The organism is Pseudomonas sp. KT_2_4 (genome assembly GCF_041410225.1).
Taxonomy (GTDB): domain Bacteria; phylum Pseudomonadota; class Gammaproteobacteria; order Pseudomonadales; family Pseudomonadaceae; genus Aquipseudomonas; species Aquipseudomonas paracarnis.
The window spans coordinates 2,836,569-2,857,283 of sequence record NZ_CP166962.1 but is presented as its reverse complement, the minus strand read 5'-3'; the positions used below and the strand labels follow the sequence as shown (position 1 = coordinate 2,857,283).

Sequence of the window (20,715 nt, the reverse complement as noted above, 5' to 3'; positions counted from 1 at the left end):
ATGTGTTACCGCATTGTTACGATGGCGGTGTTACCGCTGTTACTGACGCGATTCAGCAAGATGGGCACAGGCTTGGGGCGCACTGAATATCCAATGTGGGAGCTGGCTTGCCTGCGATGGCATCACCTCGGTGTGGCTGATACACCGTGTCGCTTGCATCGCAGGCAAGTCAGCTCCCACATTGACCGGGTCATTCTTGAGGGAGGCGTTCCAGGCCGACGAACGGGCAGGCGGTGAGCAGGTCGCTTAAACGCTGGCCGTCAGGCAGCTGCAGGTCGGCTGGCGCCAACTCAGCCAACGGATACAGTACAAACGCGCGCAGATGCATCTGGTAGTGCGGCACCTTGAGGCGCGGCTCATCGATCAGGCGATCACCGAACAGCAGGATATCCAGGTCCAAGGTGCGCGGGCCCCAGCGTTCCAGGCGTTCGCGGCCCTGATCGTTTTCGATGGCTTGCAGCGCATCGAGCAGGTCCAATGGCGCCAGGTGACTGTCCAGCGCCGCAACGGCGTTGGTGTAGGGCGGCTGGCCGGGCAGCAGTGAATCGCTTTGATAGAAGGCGGACACACCGGCGAGCTGAGTGCCAGGCAATTGCGCCAGCGCCTCGATCGCGCTGCGCAATTGTTGCTCCGGGGCAGCCAGGTTGCTGCCCATGCCGATGTAGATACGTTCCACGTTTATTCGCCCGCAGCGCCCGAGGCATCGGCACTGCTGCGTTTACGCTTGGTGCCGCTGCGGCGACGCTTTTTCGGGCCTTCGCCGGCGCTATCACCTTTGCTGCCCAGTTCACGAATCATTTCGCGGCGCTGGCTGTCATTGGCGTCCTGATAATCGGTCCACCATTCGCCCAGGCCATCGGTCTGCTCGCCCGCGCTTTCGCGTAGCAGCAGGAAGTCGTAGCCGGCACGGAAGCGCGGGTTGTCCAGCAACAGATCGGCGCGCTTGCCGCTGCGGCGTGGCAGGCGCTCCTGCATGTCCCAGATTTCGCGGATCGGCATGGTGAAACGTTTGGGGATGGCGATGCGTTGGCACTGTTCGGCGATCAGCTCGTGAGCCGCTTCCTGCATGGCCGGGATCGGCGGCATGCCACGGTCCTGCAGGCGCAGTACGCGTTTGGGCAGGGCCGGCCACAACAAGGCGGCAAACAGGAACGCCGGGGTCACCGGTTTGTTTTGCTTGATGCGCAGGTCGGTGTTGATCAAGGCTTCGCTGATCAAGGTGTGGGTGTACGTCGGGTTGTACTCCAAGGCCTCGGCGCTGGCCGGGAACAGGGGGTCGAACAACTGCAGGTCCACCAGCATTTCAAAGGTGTCGGCGGCGTAGCCCGAAAGGAACAGCTTGAGCACTTCCTCAAACAGGCGTGCCGAGGGGATTTCCCGCAGCATCGGCGCCAGTTCGCGAATCGGTGCGGCGGTGTGTTTTTCGATGCCAAAGTTGAGCTTGGCGGCGAATCGCACGGCACGCAGCATGCGCACCGGGTCTTCCTGGTAGCGCTGCGTCGGGTCGCCGATCAGCCGGATCAGGTTGTTGCGAATGTCGTGTACGCCGTTGGCGTAATCGAGGATGCGCTCGCTGACCGGGTCGTAATACAAGGCGTTGATGGTGAAGTCGCGACGTTGCGCGTCCTCTTCCAGGGTGCCATAGACGTTATCGCGCAGGATGCGCCCGCTCTCGTTGCGGGAAGACTGGTTGGTGTCCTCCTCTTCATCGTTTTGCGGGTGACCGGCGCGGAACGTTGCGACCTCGATGATTTCGCGACCAAAGTGGATATGCACCAGCTTGAAGCGCCGGCCGATGATTCGTGCATTACGAAACTCGGCGCGCACTTGTTCAGGCGTGGCACTGGTGGCGACGTCGAAATCCTTGGGCGTGATGTTGAGCAACATGTCGCGTACGCAGCCACCCACCAGGTAGGCCTGGTAGCCGGCGTTCTGCAAACGTTCGACGATGTTCACTGCATAACGGCTGAATTGAGCGCGCTGCAGCGAATGCTGGCTGCTATTGAGCACTTCAGGCGTGCTGCGTTTGTGTTGCGTTCGACGCAAGGGAGAACGGAATGACTGGAACAACTTCTTCAGCATGGGATGCACTGTTTGAAGGAATGTTCGGCCATAACGAAGAATGACCGCATGATGGGCGGGGATTCTAGCATTTAGTCAGGGGATGGTGTAGGAACAAGCTAAAGGCATTGCGCCATAAGCGTTTGCAGGTCAAATCCCGGAAACTACAAGGGGAGCCGAAGCTCCCCCAGAAGTAGTTGCGTGCTCTATTTTTATTATTGATGTCGGGCTTCTTGTTTTTGTTGATCGCCCTCGCCACGAAGTTTCACCTTCATGACACTCCCAATCGGGAGTCAAGAGCAAACGGATTGCTTTGGTCGCTGTGTTGCTGATCTACGATCCAACCAGTTCAGGCTCTGCCTTAGGGCAGTTTTTGTTGTTCTCGGCCTGGTTGCGGGGCAAGCCCCAAATGCAACGCCTCTCCAAAAGAATCAGTTAGCTGCGCCTCCGCCGTGTTGTTTTTGTTATGCGTGAGTCGATTCGTCTTATTTTTATTGTCTTGTACAAAGCTTGTTATTGTTTTTGTACTAAGCATATAGCAGGGTGCGTGCCAACTTTTGCGCCGTCCAGCAAAACCGGGGGTTTGGGCTGGTTTCGCCAGATTGAGGGCCAAAAAAAAGCCGGGGCTTCGTTACCGTAAGCCCCGGCTTTTGTTACGTGAAAAGTCAGCGGTAACAGTTTTTTCACATCAACAGGTGTTACCTGTGGGGCTGCGCTCTCAGCTTTCGCTGGCCACCCCGGTCTTGCGCCGTGGAATGCCCAGGCGCTGACGCCGTTCCCACAAACACTTGCGACTTACACCCAGTTTGCGGGCCAGTTCGGTCTCGGTCATATGGTCCTGATGCTCGAGCACGAAGTGCTGGAAGTAGTCTTCCAGTGACAAATCTTCCGTCGGCTCATGGCTGGTATTGCTACCGCCGCCCTGCTGCGGGGCCAGGCCGATGAAGTCGTCGTCATCCAGGTCGCTGAGCTCAATGTCGATGCCCAGCAACTCGGCAGAAATCTCCGGGCTCTCCGACAGAATCACGGCGCGCTCGACGGCGTTCTCCAGCTCACGCACGTTCCCAGGCCACGAGTAGTGACGGATCGCCTGCTCGGCGTCCGCGGCAAACTTCAGGTCGGTGCGGTCAATGCGTGCGCCTTGACGCAACAGGAACGCGTTGGCGATTTCGTTGACGTCGGCGCCGCGCTCGCGTAGGGCCGGCAATTTGAGCGCGATGACATGCAGGCGGTAATACAAGTCCTCACGGAACTGGCCGATCTTGGCCAGGCTCTTCAGGTCTCGGTGTGTCGCCGCGATCAATCGAACATCGACCTTCTGCGATTGCACCGAACCCACGCGACGAATTTCGCCTTCCTGCAGCACGCGCAGCAAACGCGCTTGGGCTTCCAGGGGCAGCTCGCCAATTTCATCAAGGAACAAGGTGCCGCCGTCCGCGGCCTCCACCAGGCCCGCACGCCCGGCGCTGGCGCCAGTGAACGCACCTTTCTCGTGGCCGAACAGCTCGGACTCGATCAGGGATTCGGGGATCGCCGCGCAGTTCACCGAGATCATCGGCGCCTTGGCGCGCTTGGACAGGTTGTGCAGGGCGCGGGCCACCAGCTCTTTGCCGGTGCCCGACTCGCCCTGGATCAACACATTGGAGTCAGTCGGCGCCACCTTGCGGATCTTGCTGTACAAGTCCTGCATCGGAGGGCAGGAGCCGATGATGCCGATCTCGCCATTGCTGTTGTTGGCACCTGGTTTTTCGGCGCCGCTGGTCTTGCCGGTGGGGCGTGGCTCGGCAGGCGCACTGCTGGCCGACACACGGTCACGCAGGATGCGGGCCACGGCCTGGAGCATCTCGTCGTGGTCGAAAGGCTTGGCGATGTAGTCCACCGCGCCCATCTTCATCGAGTCCACCGCCGAGCGCAGGCTGGCGTAGCTGGTCATGATCAGCACCGGGGTGCCCTGGCCCAGCTTGATCAGCTCGGTGCCCGGGGCGCCTGGCAGGCGCAGGTCACTGACAATCAGGTCGAACGTGGGAATGCTGAATCGCTCTTGGGCTTCCTGCACCGAGCCGGCTTCGCTGACCTGGTACTGATTACGTTCAAGCAGGCGACGCAAGGCAGAGCGGATAATGGTTTCGTCTTCGACGATCAAAATGTGCGGCATTGATTCAATTCTCTCGACGGTCTCAGTTCACAGCGGACGTCGCTTCGACATGACGCGGCAAGGTCACCCGGATACGGGTGCCGCGTTGGCTTTGTGTGTCAGCCGGGCTGTCGATGGTGATTTGTCCATAATGCTCTTCAACGATGGAATAGACCAGTGCAAGGCCCAGACCGGTACCTTCACCGGGGTCCTTGGTGGTGAAGAAGGGTTCGAACAATCGGTCCATGATGTTCTGTGGAATGCCGCTGCCTTCGTCTTCCACGATCAGGTCGACCGTGTGCTCGAAAGCCTCGCTCTTGACGCGTACAGCACTGCCGGCCGGAGACGCGTCGCGGGCGTTGGACAGCAGGTTGATCAGCACCTGGGCCAGGCGTTGTGAGTCGCCATCGACCCAATGGTCCGGATCGCACAGGTTAAAGAACTGTACTTCGAAATTGCGCCGGTTCAAGGCCAACAGCCCAATGGCATCCTGCGCGACTTCGGCCAGGCACACCGCTTCGTCCTGATTCTGATGGGCGCCGGAGTGGGCAAAGCTCATCAGCGACTGGACGATGCGTGAAACCCGCTTGGTCTGTTCAAGGATCTGCCCGCTGATTTCGGTGATTTCCCCGTCTTCTTCGCGCTCTTCCCGCAGGTTTTGCGCCAGGCAGGCGATACCGGTGATCGGGTTACCGATTTCATGAGCCACGCCGGCCGCCAGGCGCCCAATGCTGGCCAGGCGTTCGGAGTGCACCAGCTTGTCTTCGAGCATCTGTGTATCGGTCAAATCTTCTACCAGCAGCACCAGGCCGCTGTTACCCGGCGCCAGAGGTTCGTCGATGGCCGCTTTGTGCAAGTTGAGCCAGCGGGTCTGGCCGTCGAGGGCCAAGTGCTGTTTGTGCAAGTGCTCGTCCGGCAGGTTGATGAAACCCTGCAGCAGCTCTTTCCAGGGATCGCCCAGTGTATTGAGGCGCGAACCCACCACCCGCTGGGCGGCGATGCCGGTGAGTTCTTCCATGGCTTTGTTCCACATCAGGATTTCCTGGTCCTTGGCCAGGGAACACACGCCCATCGGCAGTTCCTGCAGGGTCTGGCGGTGGTAACGGCGCAGGGCGTCGAGTTCGGCGGCCAGGCCTGTGAGGCGCGAGTGGTAGTCCTCCAGCCGGCTTTCGATGAAGTGGATGTCTTCGGTGACGTAGTTTTCGCCACCGGCCTTGTAGGGCAAGAAGGTTTCCACCATGTCCTGGGACACGCTCGGCCCCATCAAACCGGACAGGTTGGCTTCGATACGGTCACGCAGGCGGCGCAGGGCATAGGGGCGGCGCTCGTCAAATGGCAGGTAGAGGTCGCGCAGCGCCTGTTCGACTTCCTTTTGTGCGGCCTTGGCGCCCAGGGGCTTGGCCAGTTGCGTGGCGAACTCTTGGGGCGATGCCGCATGCAGTTCGCGGCGTTGCGGGCGGCGTACGTTGTCTACCGCACAGGCTTCTGCGGCGCTGGTTTCTTCGGCGCTGGCGTTAGTGAACAGCGAGATCAGGGTGAACATCAGTACGTTGGCGGCCAGCGAGGCGATGGCCGCCATGTGCCAACTGGTGTCGTCCAGCACGTAAATCATGTTCAGCAACGGGATATAGAAGCCCTGCAGATTGCCGACCAGCGGTAGCAGCATGGTCACGGTCCACACCAGGATCCCGGCCAGCAGCCCTGCAATAAAGCCACGGCGATTGGCAGTCGGCCAGTACAGCACCGACAACACGCCCGGCAGAAATTGCAAGGTGGCGACAAACGCGACGATGCCGAGGTTGGCCAGGTCTTGCCCGGCGCCCAGCAGCAGATAAAACGCGTAACCGGCCATGATGATCGCGACGATTAGCGCGCGTCGGGTCCATTTCAACCAACGGTAGATATTGCCCTCGGCCGGCGGCTGGTACAGCGGCAGTACCAAGTGGTTGAGCGCCATGCCCGAGAGTGCCAGGGTGGTGACGATGATCAACCCGCTGGCGGCCGATAACCCCCCGACATACGCCAGTAGCGCCAGGGCCGGGCTGTTGGCAGCAATACCGATGCCCAGGGTGAAATACTCGGGGTTGGTGGTGGCCCCCAGTTTCAGGCCAGCCCACAGGATCAGCGGCACCGCCAGGCTCATCAGCAACAGGAACAGCGGCAAGCCCCAGCTGGCGCTGACCAGCGAGCGCGGGTTGAGGTTCTCGGTGAAGGTCATGTGGTACATGTGCGGCATCACGATCGCCGAGGCGAAGAACACCAGCAGCAGCGTACGCCATGGGCCTTCCTGCAACGGCGTATGCAAGGCGGCGAGGGCAGTCTGGTTTTGCAGCAGCCACAGCTCCAGCTGTTGCGGCCCGTCGAACACGCCGTAAAGCGCATAAAGGCCAACGCCGCCGATGGCGATCAGCTTGATGACCGACTCAAAGGCAATCGCGAACACCAGGCCCTGGTGTTTCTCGCGGGTGGCGATATGGCGAGAGCCAAAGAAGATGGTGAACAAGGTGATCAGCGCGCAAAACGCCAGGGCAACCCGATGTTGCACGGGCTCTCGGGTCAGGATGCTGATGGAGTCGGCCACCGCCTGGATCTGCAGGGCCAGCAACGGCAGCACGCCGATCAACATGAAGATGGTGGTCAGCGCGCCGGCCCAGGTGCTGCGAAAGCGAAAGGCAAACAGGTCCGCCAGGGAAGACAGCTGGTACGTCCGGGTGATTTTCAGGATCGGGTACAGCAGCACCGGCGCCAGCAGGAACGCGCCGGACACCCCCAGGTAACTGGAGAGAAAGCCGTAGCCGTACTGATAGGCCAGCCCCACCGTGCCGTAGAACGCCCAGGCACTGGCGTAGACGCCCAGGGACAAGGTGTAGGTCAACGGATGGCGAATGATCGCCCGCGGAATCATTCCGCGCTCACTGATCCAGGCCACGCCGAATAACGCAGCCAGGTAGGCGGCGCTGATCAGCAGCATCTGGGTGAGACTAAAGCTCATCGGCATCTTTTTGGCTCTGCAGGATGAAGGTCACGACGATCAGGATCAGCCATAGCAGATAAGGGCGATACCAGGCGCCCGTGGCGTCGATCCACCAATCCATGATGGCGGGGGAGAACAGGTAGATCCCGACGACCAGCAGCAGGACCAAACGATAGATGTACATGTTGGCCTCTGATTAAAAATCTGCCGCGATGTTAACGGATGGCTGGCAACCTGCAAGCGCCTTCAACTCAATTGCGCTTCGGCCAGGGTCAGCGTGCGCGGGATGCGGGTGGCGTCCCAGTGTGCAATGCCCCAATCCAGCAGTTCTCGTGGGCTGGCGTACAGCAGTTGCGCGTCGGGCTGTTGGCCAAGGGCGCGCAGTGCTCTGAGCAGCAAAGGCGTGGCCTGGTCGGCTGTCAACGGTGCAGAGCGGTAGGACTTGCCCAGCTTGTTGCCGTCTGGCTGCACGATCAGCGGTACATGCAAGTAACGTGGCTGGCGCAGGCCAAGCAGCTCTTGCAGGTACAGCTGGCGCGGTGTGGAGTCGAGCAGGTCGGCGCCGCGCACGATATCGGTTATCCCTTGCCAGGCGTCGTCGAGCACCACCGCCAGTTGGTAGGCGTAGAGGCCGTCGCGGCGACGGATGATGAAGTCGCCGGCATCGCGGCCCAGATGCTGCCGGAACTCGCCCTGCACACGGTCGGTAAAGTGGTATTCCAGCTCGGGCACGCGCAGGCGGATGGCGGCGTCTTGCTGGTCGTGGCCGGCATTGCGGCACAAGCCTGGGTAAACCCCGTTGTAGGGCTCCAACTGCTTGCGCGAGCAGGTGCAGGCGTAGGCCAGGCCGTGGTTGAACATATCGTTCAGTACTTTGGCGTAGGCATCATGCCGCTCGCTCTGGCGAACCAGTGCGCCATCCCATTCAAAGCCGTAGCTTTCCAGCGCATGCAGAATCGCCGCCTGGGCGCCGGGCTCTTCACGCGGAGGGTCAAGGTCTTCCATGCGCATCAACCAACGGCCCTGGTGGGCGCGCGCATCGAGGTAGGAGGCAAGGGCGGCAACCAGGGAGCCGAAGTGCAAATGGCCGCTGGGTGTGGGGGCGAAACGCCCAATATAGGTAGAGGCTGTCATGGCCCGGATACTACTGCATAACCGATAAACGCCAGAAACAAAAATGGAGCGTTCGCACGCTCCATTCGTTCAACTCGGCAACGTTACTTGCCGACCTGTTTTTCCTTGATTTCAGCCAAGGTCTTGCAGTCTACGCACAGGTCTGCGGTTGGGCGGGCTTCCAGTCGGCGAATACCGATTTCGACGCCGCAGGATTCGCACCAGCCGTATTCTTCGTCTTTGATCAGTTGCAGGGTCTTGTCGATCTTCTTGATCAACTTGCGCTCGCGATCGCGGGCGCGCAGTTCGAGGGCGAACTCTTCTTCCTGGCTGGCACGATCGGCCGGGTCAGGGAAGTTGGCCGCTTCATCCTTCATATGGTCAACCGTACGGTCGACTTCCTGCATCAAGTCCTGTTTCCACTTGTTGAGGATCTTGGTGAAGTGCTCGCGCATGGGCTCGCCCATGTACTCCTCGCCCTTTTTTTCGACATAGGGTTCGAAGCCGCCGAGGCCTTGAGTCTGCTGTTGCTTTGCTTGGGTGGACATGAATAGACCGCCTCTCACTCTTCTAATCCATTGCGCAGGATTGCAACGTCACCGACACCTGCCGGCCCTGCGGCTGCAAGCGGGCGAACTTACCAGATAGATTCAGGGTGCGCTACTCCCGGTTGTCGAGGCCCAGGGCAAAGGGGTTGCAAACCGCAGCAGCCCGCCATGACTGGGTATGTATCGCCTCGAATATTGATTTTAGCTGTTTTACGAGCGTGCGCAGGGTGCACTTGCAGCCCCAATCAGGCAATAGAGCATGTTTTACCGTGAGGGTTCGGTAGAATCCAGATTTTGTCCTCACCGTCTAAGGAAGGCTAATGGCTCAGCCCTACAGTGCGCGTAGTCGCGCCATCGAACCCTTTCATGTCATGGCGTTACTGGCGCGTGCCAATGAGCTGCAGGCCGCCGGTCACGACGTGATCCACCTGGAAATCGGCGAGCCGGATTTCACCACCGCCGAGCCGATCATCCAGGCCGGCCAAGCCGCGTTGGCAAACGGTAAGACGCGCTACACCGCCGCCCGCGGCTTGCCCGAATTGCGCGAAGCCATCAGTGGTTTCTACCAGCAACGCTACGGTTTGAGCATCGACCCGCAACGCATTCTGATCACCCCCGGTGGCTCCGGCGCATTGTTGCTGGCCAGCAGTTTGCTGGTGGATCCGGGTAAACATTGGCTGCTGGCGGACCCAGGCTACCCCTGCAACCGACACTTCCTGCGCCTTGTGGAAGGCGCGGCGCAGTTGGTGCCGGTCGGCCCAGACGTACGCTACCAGTTGACCGCCGATCTGGTGGCCAGGCATTGGGACCAGGACAGTGTCGGCGCACTGGTGGCATCGCCCGCCAACCCCACCGGCACGATCCTCACCCGGGACGAGCTGGCTGGGCTGTCGGGCGCCATCAAGGCGCGCAACGGTCATTTGGTGGTCGACGAGATTTATCACGGCCTCACCTACGGCACCGACGCGGCCAGCGTGCTGGAAGTCGATGATGACGCCTTTGTTCTGAATAGTTTTTCGAAGTATTTCGGCATGACCGGCTGGCGCCTCGGTTGGCTGGTGGCGCCCCCTGAAGCGGTGGGTGAACTGGAGAAATTGGCGCAGAACCTCTACATCAGTGCGCCAAGCATGGCTCAGCATGCCGCGTTAGCCTGTTTCACCCCGCAAACCCTGGAGATTCTGGAGCAGCGCCGTGCCGAATTTGGCCGCCGCCGTGACTTCCTGCTGCCGGCCCTGCGTGAGCTGGGGTTCGGTATCGCCGTGGAGCCCGAAGGTGCTTTTTATCTGTATGCCGATATCAGCGCGTTCGGCGGCGATGCCTTCGCGTTTTGCCGGCATTTCCTCGAAACCGAACATGTGGCCTTTACGCCCGGGTTGGATTTCGGTCGCTACCAGGCGGGGCACCATGTGCGTTTTGCCTACACGCAAAACCTTGATCGGCTGCAAGAAGCGGTGGAGCGGATTGCCCGTGGTTTGCGGAGTTGGCAAGGCTGATGCGTTTTAATCCTCCTCTTGAAGAAGGGCGGCTGATCCGCCGCTACAAGCGCTTTCTCACCGATATCGAAACCGTTACCGGCGAGTTGCTCACCATTCACTGCCCTAACACCGGATCGATGCTCAACTGCATGGTCGAAGGTGGCCAGGTCTGGTTCAGCCGTTCTACGGATCCCAAGCGCAAGCTGCCGGGCACGTGGGAAATTGCCGAAACGCCCCAGGGCCGGCTGGCGTGCGTCAACACCGCGCGTGCCAATCAATTGGTGGAAGAAGCCCTGCTGGCCGGTGTGATCACTGAACTCAACGGCTTTACCGCGTTGAAGCGTGAGGTGCCTTATGGCCAGGAGAAAAGCCGCATCGACTTTCGCCTGGATTACCCCCAGGGTGCTGCGTTTGTCGAGGTCAAAAGCGTCACCCTGGGCTTTGATGGCAGCTCAGTGGCGGCTTTCCCCGATGCGGTGACGCAGCGCGGTGCCAAGCACTTGCGTGAGCTGGCCCACCTGGCGCGCGACGGTATACGGGCGGTGCAGTTGTATTGCGTGAACCTGTCGGGGATCGACGCGGTGCGCCCGGCTGTGGAAATCGACGCCGGTTATGCGGCGGCGCTACGTGAGGCCAAGGCTGCAGGTGTGGAGGTGCTCGCCTACGGCGTACGGGTCACGCCGCAGGAGATTTACGTCGAGCGTCGGTTGAAGGTGCTGCTGGGCGACTAGAGATCGACCCACAATCCCTGTTCGTCTTCGCGACCGGGCAGGGCAGTGAGGTGTTGGCCTGCGCAGGGCCCGGCGATGCACTCGCCGCTTTCAATCAGGAACAACGCGCCATGGGTGGCGCATTGGATCAGGCTGGCGCTGTCGTCGAGGAAGCGATCAGGTTGCCATTCCAGTGGGATCCCACGATGGGGGCAGCGGTTGAGATAGAAGTACGCAGTGCCGTCCCGACGCACCGCCAACAGCCTGTGGCCATCGATATCAAAACCGCGGCTGCTGTTGGGGGTGAGGTCGCCTGAGGCGCAGAGAAACTTCATTTCAATCCTTAAGTGCCTTGACGTTCAAATGCAAACAATTATCAAATGCCTGCTTCGCCCGTCAGCTGACTGGGTGCTCAATACGATGCCTGGCAGGGGTTATCTGTCACATCAATGAGTGCTTGAGTGGCCCTGCCCTAGGAAGGAAACCCTGTTATGCGCCTGAGTACCAGCGCTATTGCGCTTGTTGCTTCACTGCTGGTCAACCCTGGGGTGCACGCCTCTGAACTGCCGCAACGCTGGGTCAGTGCTGGCGGGGCGCTGTCGGAGTGGGTGACGGCTCTGGGCGGTGAATCGAAGTTGGTGGGAGTGGATACCACCAGTCAGCATCCCGCCTCGCTCAAGGCCTTGCCAAGCATTGGTTATCAGCGACAGTTGTCAGCCGAAGGCATTCTCAGCCTGCGCCCGCAAATCCTTGTGGGCACGGAGGAAATGGGACCACCGCCGGTGCTGGCACAGATTCGCAGTGCCGGGGTGCAGGTGGATATGTTCTCGGCCCAGCCGGATTTGCCCACGCTCAAAGGCAACCTCGAACACTTGGGGAAACTGCTCGGCAGTGAGGCCCAGGCTGATGCCCTGTTTGCCGGGTATGAGCAGGCGCTGGCACAGCAAAAAAATTGGGTGGTCAAGGCCCAGGCCACGCAAAAAGCTCCAGGCGTGCTGTTGCTGCTCGGCCATGCCGGTGGCAAGCCGCTGATCGCGGGCAAGGACACGGCCGCTGATTGGATGTTGCAGCAGGCTGGAGGGCGTAATCTGGCCACGCACACCGGCTATAAACCGTTTTCCGTCGAGTCGCTGGCGGGGTTGAGCCCTGAGGTGCTGGTGTTTGCCGATCGCGCCCTGACCGGTGACGCGGCACGTGCTGCCTTGTTCAAGGAAAATCCGATCCTTGCCTCGACGCCGGCAGCCAAGAACGGCCGCGTCTTTGAGCTGGATCCGACCTTGCTGGTAGGTGGCCTTGGGCCCCGATTGCCGCAAAGCCTGGAGAAACTGTCTGCCGGTTTTTATCCGTCCCAGCCTAAGCCTGCTCCATGACCACTCTGGTTAAGCCAAAAACGCTGTTTATTGGGCTGTCGCTGCTGTGTGTATTGGCGATCTGGCTTTCATTGGCACTGGGGCCGGTCAGCCTGCCGTTAGTGGACACGCTCAGGGCTGCGCTAAAACTGATGGGCGTACCGATAGAGGCCCAGGGGTTGGAGCAGGCCGAGTTGATCCTGGGGCAGATTCGCCTGCCGCGGACCCTGTTGGGGCTGGCGGTCGGCGGTGTGCTGGCATTGTCGGGCGTGGCGATGCAGGGGTTGTTCCGCAACCCGCTGGCCGATCCTGGCTTGGTCGGCGTGTCCAGCGGGGCGGCGCTGGGAGCGGCGGTGGCGATTGTCGGTGGCTCGCTATTTGGCGGGCTGCCGGATGCTTTCGGGCCATACCTGTTGTCGCTGTGCGCCTTCCTCGGTGGCCTGGGCGTCACGGCACTGGTCTATCGCCTGGGGCGTCGCAATGGCCAGACCAATGTCGCGACGATGTTGCTTGCCGGTATCGCGCTGACGGCCCTGGCCAGTTCCACCGTAGGCCTGTTTACCTATCTGGCGGACGATGCCACCTTGCGCACCCTCACGTTCTGGAACCTGGGCAGCCTCAATGGTGCAAGTTATTCGCGGTTGTGGCCCTTGTTGCTGGTGAGTGCGGGCGTGGCGCTATGGTTGCCGCGCCGGGCCAAGGCGCTGAACGCGCTGTTGCTGGGTGAGTCCGAGGCCAACCATCTGGGTATTGATGTCGAGGGGCTCAAGCGCGAGTTGGTGTTCTGCACGGCCCTGGGCGTTGGCGCCGCAGTAGCAGCGGCGGGCATGATTGGTTTTGTCGGGTTGGTGGTGCCACATCTGGTGCGGCTGCTGGCTGGGCCGGATCATCGGGTGTTGTTACCGGCCTCGGTGTTGGCGGGTGCGAGCCTGCTGTTGTTTGCGGACCTGGTAGCGCGCCTGGCGTTGGCGCCGGCGGAGCTGCCGATCGGTATTGTCACCGCGTTTATCGGTGCGCCGTTTTTCCTCTATTTATTGTTACGAGGGCGCGCCTGATGTTGCGGGTAGAAGCGTTGCAGATCCGGCGCGGTGGTAAGACCGTGCTCGCCGATATCACCTTGGACCTATTGCCGGGCGAAGTGCTGGGCGTTCTGGGCCCCAATGGCGCCGGTAAAAGTACCTTGCTTGGAGCGCTGTGCGGGGAGTTGCAGCCGGATCAGGGCAAGGTGTGGCTGGATCAGCAGGCGCTCAAGCACATGACAGGTGTGCAACGTGCCCAGCGCCTGGCGGTGCTGCCACAATCCTCCACCCTGGACTTTGCCTTTCGTGTCGAAGAGGTGGTGGGCATGGGCCGCTTGCCTCATCAGACCGGGCGAGTGCGCGACGACGAAATCATCAACGCCGCGCTGCAGGCTGCTGATGTAGGCCACCTCAGTGGGCGCAGTTACCTGGCCTTGTCGGGCGGCGAGCGGCAGCGTGTGCACCTAGCACGGGTATTGGCGCAGTTATGGCCGGGTGAGGCAGGGCAGACGTTGTTGCTGGATGAGCCCACATCGATGCTCGACCCTCTGCACCAACACACCACCTTGCAAGCTATTCGACATTTTGCCGACAGAGGCGCTGCGGTGCTGGTCATCCTGCATGACTTGAACCTGGCGGCGCGTTACTGCGACCGGATCCTGTTGCTGGAAAACGGCCGCCCCCGCGCGCTGGATACGCCCTCTAACGTCCTGCAACCAGAGCCGCTCAAGGCTGTATTCGGTCTGGATGTATTGGTACAGCCGCATCCGGAGCGTGGGCATCCGTTGATCATTGCGCGCTGAGGCCGGTTAATTCGCGGGCAAAAAAAGACCCGGCAAGAGCCGGGTCAAATAACCGTGATTAGCCTGATGAGGAGATAATCTGAGAGTCCGAACCAATGGTCTTTCAGTTATCGGCTGATCTCGCGACCAGTTGTGATAATCATAACGATTCTCATTTGAGAGTCAACATCTGTTTTTCTGCTTCATCCATTTTTCTCAAACGCTCGTTTGTAATGCCCGTAAACGCTGGGTTTGAGTGCCACTCTAGTTCTTCTGATGCGCTGAGATCGCTTCAAGCTGACGGTTCAAGGCCTCCTTGCGCTCGGTGGGTATGTCGTTCCAGTGCACATCCATCAATGCCCCTTCAATGGCATACAGCAGAACCTTCGACGCTCGAAACCCGCGCGTGCGCACGGCTCGGTAAGCGTCGACCGCCCCCAGGCGACGCAAGTCGGACGCGCTGTGGATGCCCACCGCATGCAGCCACTGCGCTGACGTCTTGCCAAGGTTTTTCAGGTGTTGCAGCTCATCGTTCATCAAGCCTCCTTGCGTTGGCCGAATGGTGCGGTGGGTGTCGTGACCAGGCAGCCTGAAAATGAGTGTAGCGTTGAGTAGGAAAAGCGTGGTTCTTTGGTCAGAAAGGGCTGAAAAGATTATAAGGATGGCGCGACGGCGCTTACTCGCAGGCAGGCGCAAAGTGCCCGGCAGGCAGGGGATGTGGCAGGAACTCGGTGTGTGGCGTTACTTGGTGCGGTAGCGCAGGCGAGTACCGAAATTGACCGACATGAGTATTTCGTCAGCCGTGAGTTCGGGCGGGAAATAAGCCCCCGATATCTGCGCATGGGCCAGGCTGGCGCCTTCCAGTGAGCAGCCACGCAAGTCCAGGCCGCGCAGGTCGGCAGAGCGAAAATAGGCGTCGGTGAAGTCAATACCGGTGGCGTTCAGGTCGCGCAGGTCCAGCCCTCGAAAGTCGCCACCGCGCATGTCGATGGGGCCATTTTCAGGGCGCTCCTGGTTGAAGCCGCGGATGTCGTCCTTGTGCAGGAGGGCGTAGAGCGGGGTATCAAGAAGCTTTGGCTGACTCATGATCGCGACTCTGGCTGGCGTTATGGAGCCAGTATAGTGCCACTATCGCTGGGTCGCGCGCCGAAGACGACGACGCGACCAAGAAATATTTCTTACAGGCCCGGCAGGTGTTGACGGATATGCCCGACCAACGCGTCGAGCGTCCCGCTTTCATTGGTCTCCACACGCTTGCTGAGCAGCAGCTCCTCGGTAGTCAGCGGGTCACGACTGGCTTGTTGCTCTTCGATAACGGCCAGTGTGGCGTCAGACGGATCGTTTTTATCCGCCTGGCGTTGTGCCAGCCAACTGGTGATAACGGCTTGCGGGGCGTTGCAGTCGAGGATCAGGAACGGCGCGCCAGTGGCTTCGGCAACCTGGGCGGCGGCGTCACGCTGCGCGCGTTTCAAGAACGTGGCGTCCAGCACCACCGGGTAGCCGGCGCGCAGCACGGTGTCGGCAATCTCGTTCAGGCGTGCGTAGGTGGCAGCGCTGGCGTCCTGATTGTAGATACCGGCCTGCAGGGTGTTCTCTACCTGTTGTTCGCCAAACAGGCGCTTGCGCTCTACGTCCGAACGCAGGCGTACCGCGCCCAGGGCTTCGACCAGGCGCATGGCCACGTGGCTCTTGCCCACGGCTGAAACGCCATGGGTGATTGCCAGGAAGCGCGAAGGGATAGTGCTGTAGCTTTCCGCCAGGTTGGCGTAGTTGCGGTACTGGCGCAGGGTGGTAGCGCGTTGCACCGGGTTGGCTTCGCTGGGCATGCTGAACAGCGCAACCTTGGCGCGTACCAATGCACGGTAGGCTTTATAGAAGTTCAGAAGCTCCAGGCCCTGGTAGTCGCCGGTCAGCTCCAGGTACTGGCTTATGAAGCGCCGTGCCAGGCATTTCAGGCCGCGATCTTCCAGGTCCATCGCCAAAAAAGCGGTGTCGGCGTACACGTCGGTAAAGCGGAAAGGCTCGTTGAACTCAATGCAGTCGAAGATCACCACGCGGCCATCGATCAGCGTGGCGTTGCCCAGGTGGATATCGCCGTGGCATTCACGGGTATAACCGTCGAGCTTGCGCTGCGCAAGCAGAGGCTTGAGGCGTTCGAAGCTGCTTTCAGCCCAGGCTTGCAGAGCCTCCAGCTGAGTCAGGTCGGCCTTGTCGCTGAGGAATGGGCGGATTTGGTCGAAGTTCTGGCGTACCGGAGCCATCACCTCTTCCGGCGTGCCGGCGGGGTGATCTTGCGGGACTTTGGGGGCGCTGAGGTGGAATTGCGCAATCTGCTTGGCCATCTCATCGATGTGCGCGCTGGTCAGTTCGCCGTTGGCTTGCAGGGTGCTGAGCATCTGGCTTTGCGGGAACTGGCGCATTTTCAGCGCGTACTCGATGGCCGGGCCGTCGCCACCCAGTTGCGGCGCCTCGGCAGTGCCGGTAATCGGCAACACTTCAAGATACAAGTCTTCGGTCAGGCGCTGGTTGAGGCGCAGTTCCTCGCGGCAGAAATGCCCGCGGTCGTCCAGATTGGTGAAGTCCAGGAAGCCGAAGTTCATCGGTTTCTTCAGCTTATATGCATAGGGGCCCGTCAGTATCACCCAGGAAATATGGGTCTCGATGACTTGAAACGCGTCAACCGGATGAGGGTACAAGGCCGGGTTTTGCAGGGCAGCGATCAGGGTCTGGCTCACGGGCGATCCTTCAAAGTCGGGGGAAAATCATGGGGGGCATTATGGCTGCTGATGCCAGTCGTGCAAACCGCTGTCCGGCTCATGTTGATCATCAATAAAGTGCGTATAATCCGCCGCCATGACTCGAACCCGATCTCCCCGTTCCCGTAAAAAACCTCCTTCCCGCGGCCCGCGCCCTTGGCTGGGCTGGGTGATCAAGCTTGGCCTGGTGGGCCTTGTGGCGGTCGCCGGCCTTGCGGTGTACCTCGATGCCGTGGTGCAGGAAAAATTCTCCGGCAAGCGCTGGACGATTCCGGCCAAGGTGTATGCACGCCCGCTGGAGCTGTTCTCTGGCCAGAAGCTGAGCAAGGAAGACTTCCTTACCGAGCTCGATGCGCTGGGCTACCGCCGCGAACCCGTGAGCAATGGCCCTGGCGCTGCGGCGGTCAGCGGTAATACCGTCGACCTGAACACCCGTGGCTTCCAGTTCTACGAAGGCCTGGAAAAGGCCCAGCCGGTGCGCGTGCGTTTCTCTGGCGATTATGTGGCTGAGCTGTCCTCGCTCAATGGCTCCAAGCTGCCGGTGGTGCGTCTCGAACCGTTGCTGATCGGCGGTATTTACCCGAAGAACCTTGAAGATCGCATCCTGATCAAGCTCGATCAGGTACCACCGTATCTGCTGGAAACCCTGGTCGCTGTCGAAGACCGCGATTTCTATAGCCACTGGGGTGTTTCTCCGAAGTCGATTGCCCGCGCTATCTGGGTCAACACTTCCGGCGGCAAGATGACTCAGGGCGGCAGTACGCTGACGCAGCAACTGGTCAAGAACTTCTACCTGACCAACGAGCGCAGCCTGACCCGTAAACTCACCGAAGCCATGATGGCGATGTTGCTGGAGCTGCATTACAGCAAGCAGGAAATCCTCGAGGCTTACCTCAACGAGGTATTCGTCGGGCAGGATGGCCAGCGCGCCGTGCACGGTTTTGGCCTGGCCAGCCAGTTCTTCTTCGGGCAGCCGTTGTCCGAATTGAAATTGCATCAGGTTGCGTTGCTGGTGGGGATGGTCAAGGGGCCGTCCTATTACAACCCGCGCCGCAACCCGGAGCGTGCGCTTGAACGTCGCAACCTGGTGCTCGATGTACTGGAGCAGCAGGGTGTGGCCACCGCTGAACAAGTGGCCGCTGCGAAAAAAATGCCACTGGGTGTGACAACCCGCGGCAAGCTGGCGGATAGCTCATTCCCTGGCTTTATCGACCTGGTCAAGCGCCAACTGCGCGAAGACTACCGCGACGAAGACTTGACCGAAGAGGGGCTGCGGATCTTCACCAGCTTCGACCCCATCCTGCAGATGAAGGCCGAAGCATCGGTCAACGACACCTTCAAGCGCCTGACTGGCCGTAAAGGCTCGGATGAAGTCGAAGCCGCCATGGTCGTGACCAACCCGGAAACCGGCGAGGTTCAGGCCATGATCGGCAGCCGCCAGGCCAGTTTTGCAGGCTTCAACCGCGCACTGGATGCCGTGCGGCCGATTGGCTCGCTGGTCAAGCCCGCGGTCTATCTCACGGCACTGGAAAAACCCAGCAAGTACACGCTGACCAGTTGGCTGTCCGATGACCCGCTGTCGATCAAAGGTGCGGATGGCCAAGTATGGACGCCCAAGAACTTCGACCGCCGCTCTCATGGCACGGTGTTCCTGTATCAAGGATTGGCGCATTCCTACAACATCTCGACCTCGCGCCTGGGGCTTGAAGTCGGTGTGCCGAATGTGCTGAAGACCCTGGCGCGACTGGGGATCGAACGTGAGTTTCCGGCGTTCCCGTCCATGCTTCTGGGCGCTGCGGCCATGACGCCGATGGAAGTGACCACCATGTACCAGACCCTGGCCAATGGTGGCTTCAATACGCCGATGCGCGGTATTCGCAGTGTGCTGACCGCCGATGGCGAACCGCTCAAGCGCTACCCGTTCCAGATTCAGCAGCGCTTCGACGCGGGCTCCATCTACCTGATCCAGAACGCCATGCAGCGTGTGATGCGCGAGGGTACAGGGCGTTCGGTCTATAGCGTGCTGCCGTCGAACCTGACCCTGGCGGGCAAGACCGGTACCAGTAACGACTCCCGCGACAGCTGGTTCGCGGGTTTCGGCCAGGATGTACTGGCCGTGGTATGGCTGGGGCGCGACGACAATGGCAAGACGCCGTTCACCGGTGCGACAGGCGCGTTGCAGGTATGGACCAGTTTCATGCGCAAGGCTGACCCGTTGCCGCTCAACATGCCGCAGCCGGACAATATCGTGCAGGCCTGGATTGATCCGCACACCGGCCAAGGCTCCGATGCCAACTGTCCGGGCGCGGTGCAGATGCCGTATATTCGCGGCAGCGAACCACCACCCGGCGCCGCGTGCAGTGGCAGTGCCCCTGCTGACGCGGATTCGGTGATGGATTGGGTCAAGGGCTGGATGAATTAAGCAAAGAGGGTTTCAAGTGAACAAGTTGTGGATTCCAGCCATTACGGCTCTGGCTTTGCTCGGCGGTTGCTCCAGCGTGCAGCGCGGCTCTATCCCTGTGGTGGACTCAAGCACGTCCGTCTCCAATAACGACCGCATTTCGGCCAATGGTGGCTTCCGTCAGACCGTGGTCAAACGGCCTGCCCAAGCTGCAACCCAGGCAATTCCACAGGATTCCGGCGTCGTAGTGATGGTGCCCGGCAGTGGGGCTGCAACCTCGGCGCCTATCAGTGCCGAACCATGGACCCCAGGCCCGAGCACTTCCGGGCCGGTGAACTCCACGCCGATTCAAACCGCGCCGGTCAACCAGGGCACCTACAACATGCCTTCTACGCCGAGCGGTATTCCGTCATCGTCCAACGCGGGCGGGTTGTCGGCTGACGAACAACTCGATGGCCCGGTGCTGGCGTTGCTCACAACCGCACAGCAGCAGCAGGCGGGTGGCGATTTGAATGGCGCCTCGTCGAGCCTTGAACGTGCCCAGCGCGTGGCGCCGCGTGAGCCACAAGTGCTCTATCGCCTGGCCCAGGTGCGCATGGCCCAGGGCGATGCGCCCCAGGCGGAGCAGTTCGCTCGCCGTGGCCTGAGCCTGGCCAATGGGCGCCCAGACCTGCAAGCCAGCCTGTGGGCCTTGATCGGGGATGCGCGTGCAGCCCAAGGCGATGCAGCGGGTGCTGCGCAGGCACGGCAAAAAGCCAAGGTCAGCCTCTGATGGATGCGCGTTTTCCCGCGATTGCCGAGCAGTTATTGCTGATCGAGCGCGAACTGCGCGTTCAGGGCTGGTGGGATGAAGTCTCCCCCAGTGCTGAAGCGCTCAGCAGTGTCGAGCCCTTTTCCGTCGATACCCTGGACTTCCACCAGTGGCTGCAGTGGATCTTCCTTGCGCGTATGAAGCAGATCCTGGAACAGGACCTGCCCTTGCCGAATGCGTCGGGGATCCTGGAAATGGCCGAGATGGTCTACGCCGACCGGCCGCGGGAGAGCCTCGGCTTGCGTAACGCGCTTAAAAAGTTCGATCAATTGATCGTCGACGCTCGTTAATTGCCTGACTGCCGGTTTTTCCGGCAGTCTTGCGCACATTTCTACCGCTTGACGACATTCAGGCGAGTTTTATCCCTCCTCAAAGCCCTTTCTTCTGCGTTCTCATGCGCTTAGTTGGAAAAAAGCGCAATTATTGCTTGACTTGAAGGGCGTGAAACAGAAGAATCCAAAGTCCGCTGTATCGGGACTGCCAGAAGCAGGCCCGCTCAGCAGATCATGAGGCGCACATCCGCGCCGACCTGTAACACCCGCAACGCGTTACCTCGCGCTGGGTGGGAAAAGCCCGCAACAC

Annotated in this window: 19 protein-coding genes; 8 read left to right on the top strand and 11 right to left on the bottom strand. The window is 60.6% G+C overall.

The genetic code is table 11. The features are described from left to right. Positions 1 to 190: 190 nt before the first annotated feature. From folK to dksA, 7 genes are all read right to left on the bottom strand, one after another. Positions 191 to 676 (bottom strand): 2-amino-4-hydroxy-6-hydroxymethyldihydropteridine diphosphokinase, encoded by a 486-nt coding sequence (folK, locus tag AB9N64_RS13215; protein ID WP_032902683.1) that lies wholly within the window; start codon positions 674 to 676, stop codon positions 191 to 193. Positions 677 to 678: 2 nt separating this feature from the next. Beyond that, complete coding sequence (locus tag AB9N64_RS13210) at positions 679 to 2,082, bottom strand: polynucleotide adenylyltransferase PcnB (RefSeq protein ID WP_003194157.1); 1,404 nt, start codon at positions 2,080 to 2,082, stop codon at positions 679 to 681. Positions 2,083 to 2,779: 697 nt separating this feature from the next. Beyond that, entirely contained in the window at positions 2,780 to 4,216 is a 1,437-nt protein-coding gene (locus AB9N64_RS13205; protein ID WP_014719942.1) for a sigma-54 dependent transcriptional regulator, read from the bottom strand. A 22-nt stretch (positions 4,217 to 4,238) separates the two neighbouring features. After that, positions 4,239 to 7,193, bottom strand: coding sequence for a sensor histidine kinase (locus tag AB9N64_RS13200; protein ID WP_003194154.1), 2,955 nt, complete (start codon positions 7,191 to 7,193; stop codon positions 4,239 to 4,241). Then, a complete protein-coding gene (locus AB9N64_RS13195; protein ID WP_003176118.1) occupies positions 7,177 to 7,353 on the bottom strand; it encodes a hypothetical protein in 177 nt (58 codons plus the stop codon). Before AB9N64_RS13195 ends, AB9N64_RS13200 begins: the two co-directional genes overlap by 17 nt. 62 nt (positions 7,354 to 7,415) lie before the next feature. Then, the gene (gene gluQRS / locus AB9N64_RS13190) at positions 7,416 to 8,303 is read right to left on the bottom strand and encodes a tRNA glutamyl-Q(34) synthetase GluQRS (RefSeq protein ID WP_122300259.1); all 888 of its coding nucleotides are present in this window, start codon (positions 8,301 to 8,303) and stop codon (positions 7,416 to 7,418) included. Between the two features lie 83 nt (positions 8,304 to 8,386). Continuing rightward, positions 8,387 to 8,830 carry an RNA polymerase-binding protein DksA gene (gene dksA / locus AB9N64_RS13185; RefSeq protein WP_003194150.1) on the bottom strand — a complete coding sequence of 148 codons (444 nt, stop codon included), beginning with the start codon at positions 8,828 to 8,830 and terminating at the stop codon, positions 8,387 to 8,389. A 320-nt stretch (positions 8,831 to 9,150) separates the two neighbouring features. On the opposite strand from dksA, the gene AB9N64_RS13180 reads away from it, so the two are divergent. Together AB9N64_RS13180 and sfsA are read left to right on the top strand one after the other, a co-directional pair. Further along, entirely contained in the window at positions 9,151 to 10,323 is a 1,173-nt protein-coding gene (locus tag AB9N64_RS13180) for a pyridoxal phosphate-dependent aminotransferase (RefSeq protein WP_014719940.1), read from the top strand. Continuing rightward, positions 10,323 to 11,036, top strand: coding sequence for a DNA/RNA nuclease SfsA (sfsA, locus tag AB9N64_RS13175; RefSeq protein ID WP_014719939.1), 714 nt, complete (start codon positions 10,323 to 10,325; stop codon positions 11,034 to 11,036). The genes AB9N64_RS13180 and sfsA overlap by 1 nt, the downstream gene beginning before the upstream one ends. On the opposite strand, the gene AB9N64_RS13170 is transcribed toward sfsA, so the two are convergent. Continuing rightward, positions 11,033 to 11,350 carry a Rieske (2Fe-2S) protein gene (locus AB9N64_RS13170; RefSeq protein ID WP_014719938.1) on the bottom strand — a complete coding sequence of 106 codons (318 nt, stop codon included), beginning with the start codon at positions 11,348 to 11,350 and terminating at the stop codon, positions 11,033 to 11,035. The two genes, sfsA and AB9N64_RS13170, sit on opposite strands and share 4 nt — an antisense overlap. A 156-nt stretch (positions 11,351 to 11,506) precedes the next feature. Between AB9N64_RS13170 and AB9N64_RS13165 the strand changes: the two genes are divergently transcribed. The 3 genes from AB9N64_RS13165 to AB9N64_RS13155 are packed head-to-tail and all read left to right on the top strand — an operon-like array spanning position 11,507 to position 14,186. After that, complete coding sequence (locus tag AB9N64_RS13165) at positions 11,507 to 12,385, top strand: hemin ABC transporter substrate-binding protein (protein WP_014719937.1); 879 nt, start codon at positions 11,507 to 11,509, stop codon at positions 12,383 to 12,385. Next, a complete protein-coding gene (locus AB9N64_RS13160) occupies positions 12,382 to 13,419 on the top strand; it encodes an iron ABC transporter permease (RefSeq protein ID WP_054898032.1) in 1,038 nt (345 codons plus the stop codon). Before AB9N64_RS13165 ends, AB9N64_RS13160 begins: the two co-directional genes overlap by 4 nt. Then, positions 13,419 to 14,186, top strand: a complete 768-nt coding sequence (locus AB9N64_RS13155) for a heme ABC transporter ATP-binding protein (protein ID WP_073454195.1) — start codon at positions 13,419 to 13,421, stop codon at positions 14,184 to 14,186. The genes AB9N64_RS13160 and AB9N64_RS13155 overlap by 1 nt, the downstream gene beginning before the upstream one ends. Positions 14,187 to 14,429: 243 nt before the next feature. On the opposite strand, the gene AB9N64_RS13150 is transcribed toward AB9N64_RS13155, so the two are convergent. From AB9N64_RS13150 to AB9N64_RS13140, 3 genes are all read right to left on the bottom strand, one after another. Further along, on the bottom strand, positions 14,430 to 14,702 hold the full coding sequence (locus AB9N64_RS13150; RefSeq protein WP_019817941.1) for a TfoX/Sxy family protein: 273 nt from the start codon (positions 14,700 to 14,702) through the stop codon (positions 14,430 to 14,432). A gap of 204 nt (positions 14,703 to 14,906) precedes the next feature. After that, positions 14,907 to 15,251, bottom strand: coding sequence for a pentapeptide repeat-containing protein (locus AB9N64_RS13145; RefSeq protein ID WP_014719933.1), 345 nt, complete (start codon positions 15,249 to 15,251; stop codon positions 14,907 to 14,909). 92 nt (positions 15,252 to 15,343) lie between these two features. Then, complete coding sequence (locus AB9N64_RS13140; RefSeq protein WP_014719932.1) at positions 15,344 to 16,900, bottom strand: bifunctional aminoglycoside phosphotransferase/ATP-binding protein; 1,557 nt, start codon at positions 16,898 to 16,900, stop codon at positions 15,344 to 15,346. Between the two features lie 118 nt (positions 16,901 to 17,018). Here AB9N64_RS13140 and mrcB point away from each other — a divergent pair, with 118 nt between their 5' ends. The 3 genes from mrcB to AB9N64_RS13125 are packed head-to-tail and all read left to right on the top strand — an operon-like array spanning position 17,019 to position 20,423. After that, entirely contained in the window at positions 17,019 to 19,343 is a 2,325-nt protein-coding gene (gene mrcB / locus AB9N64_RS13135) for a penicillin-binding protein 1B (protein WP_014719931.1), read from the top strand. Between the two features lie 16 nt (positions 19,344 to 19,359). Beyond that, on the top strand, positions 19,360 to 20,094 hold the full coding sequence (locus AB9N64_RS13130) for a M48 family metallopeptidase (protein WP_032902681.1): 735 nt from the start codon (positions 19,360 to 19,362) through the stop codon (positions 20,092 to 20,094). Further along, entirely contained in the window at positions 20,094 to 20,423 is a 330-nt protein-coding gene (locus AB9N64_RS13125) for a YqcC family protein (RefSeq protein ID WP_014719929.1), read from the top strand. Before AB9N64_RS13130 ends, AB9N64_RS13125 begins: the two co-directional genes overlap by 1 nt. Positions 20,424 to 20,715: the final 292 nt, after the last annotated feature.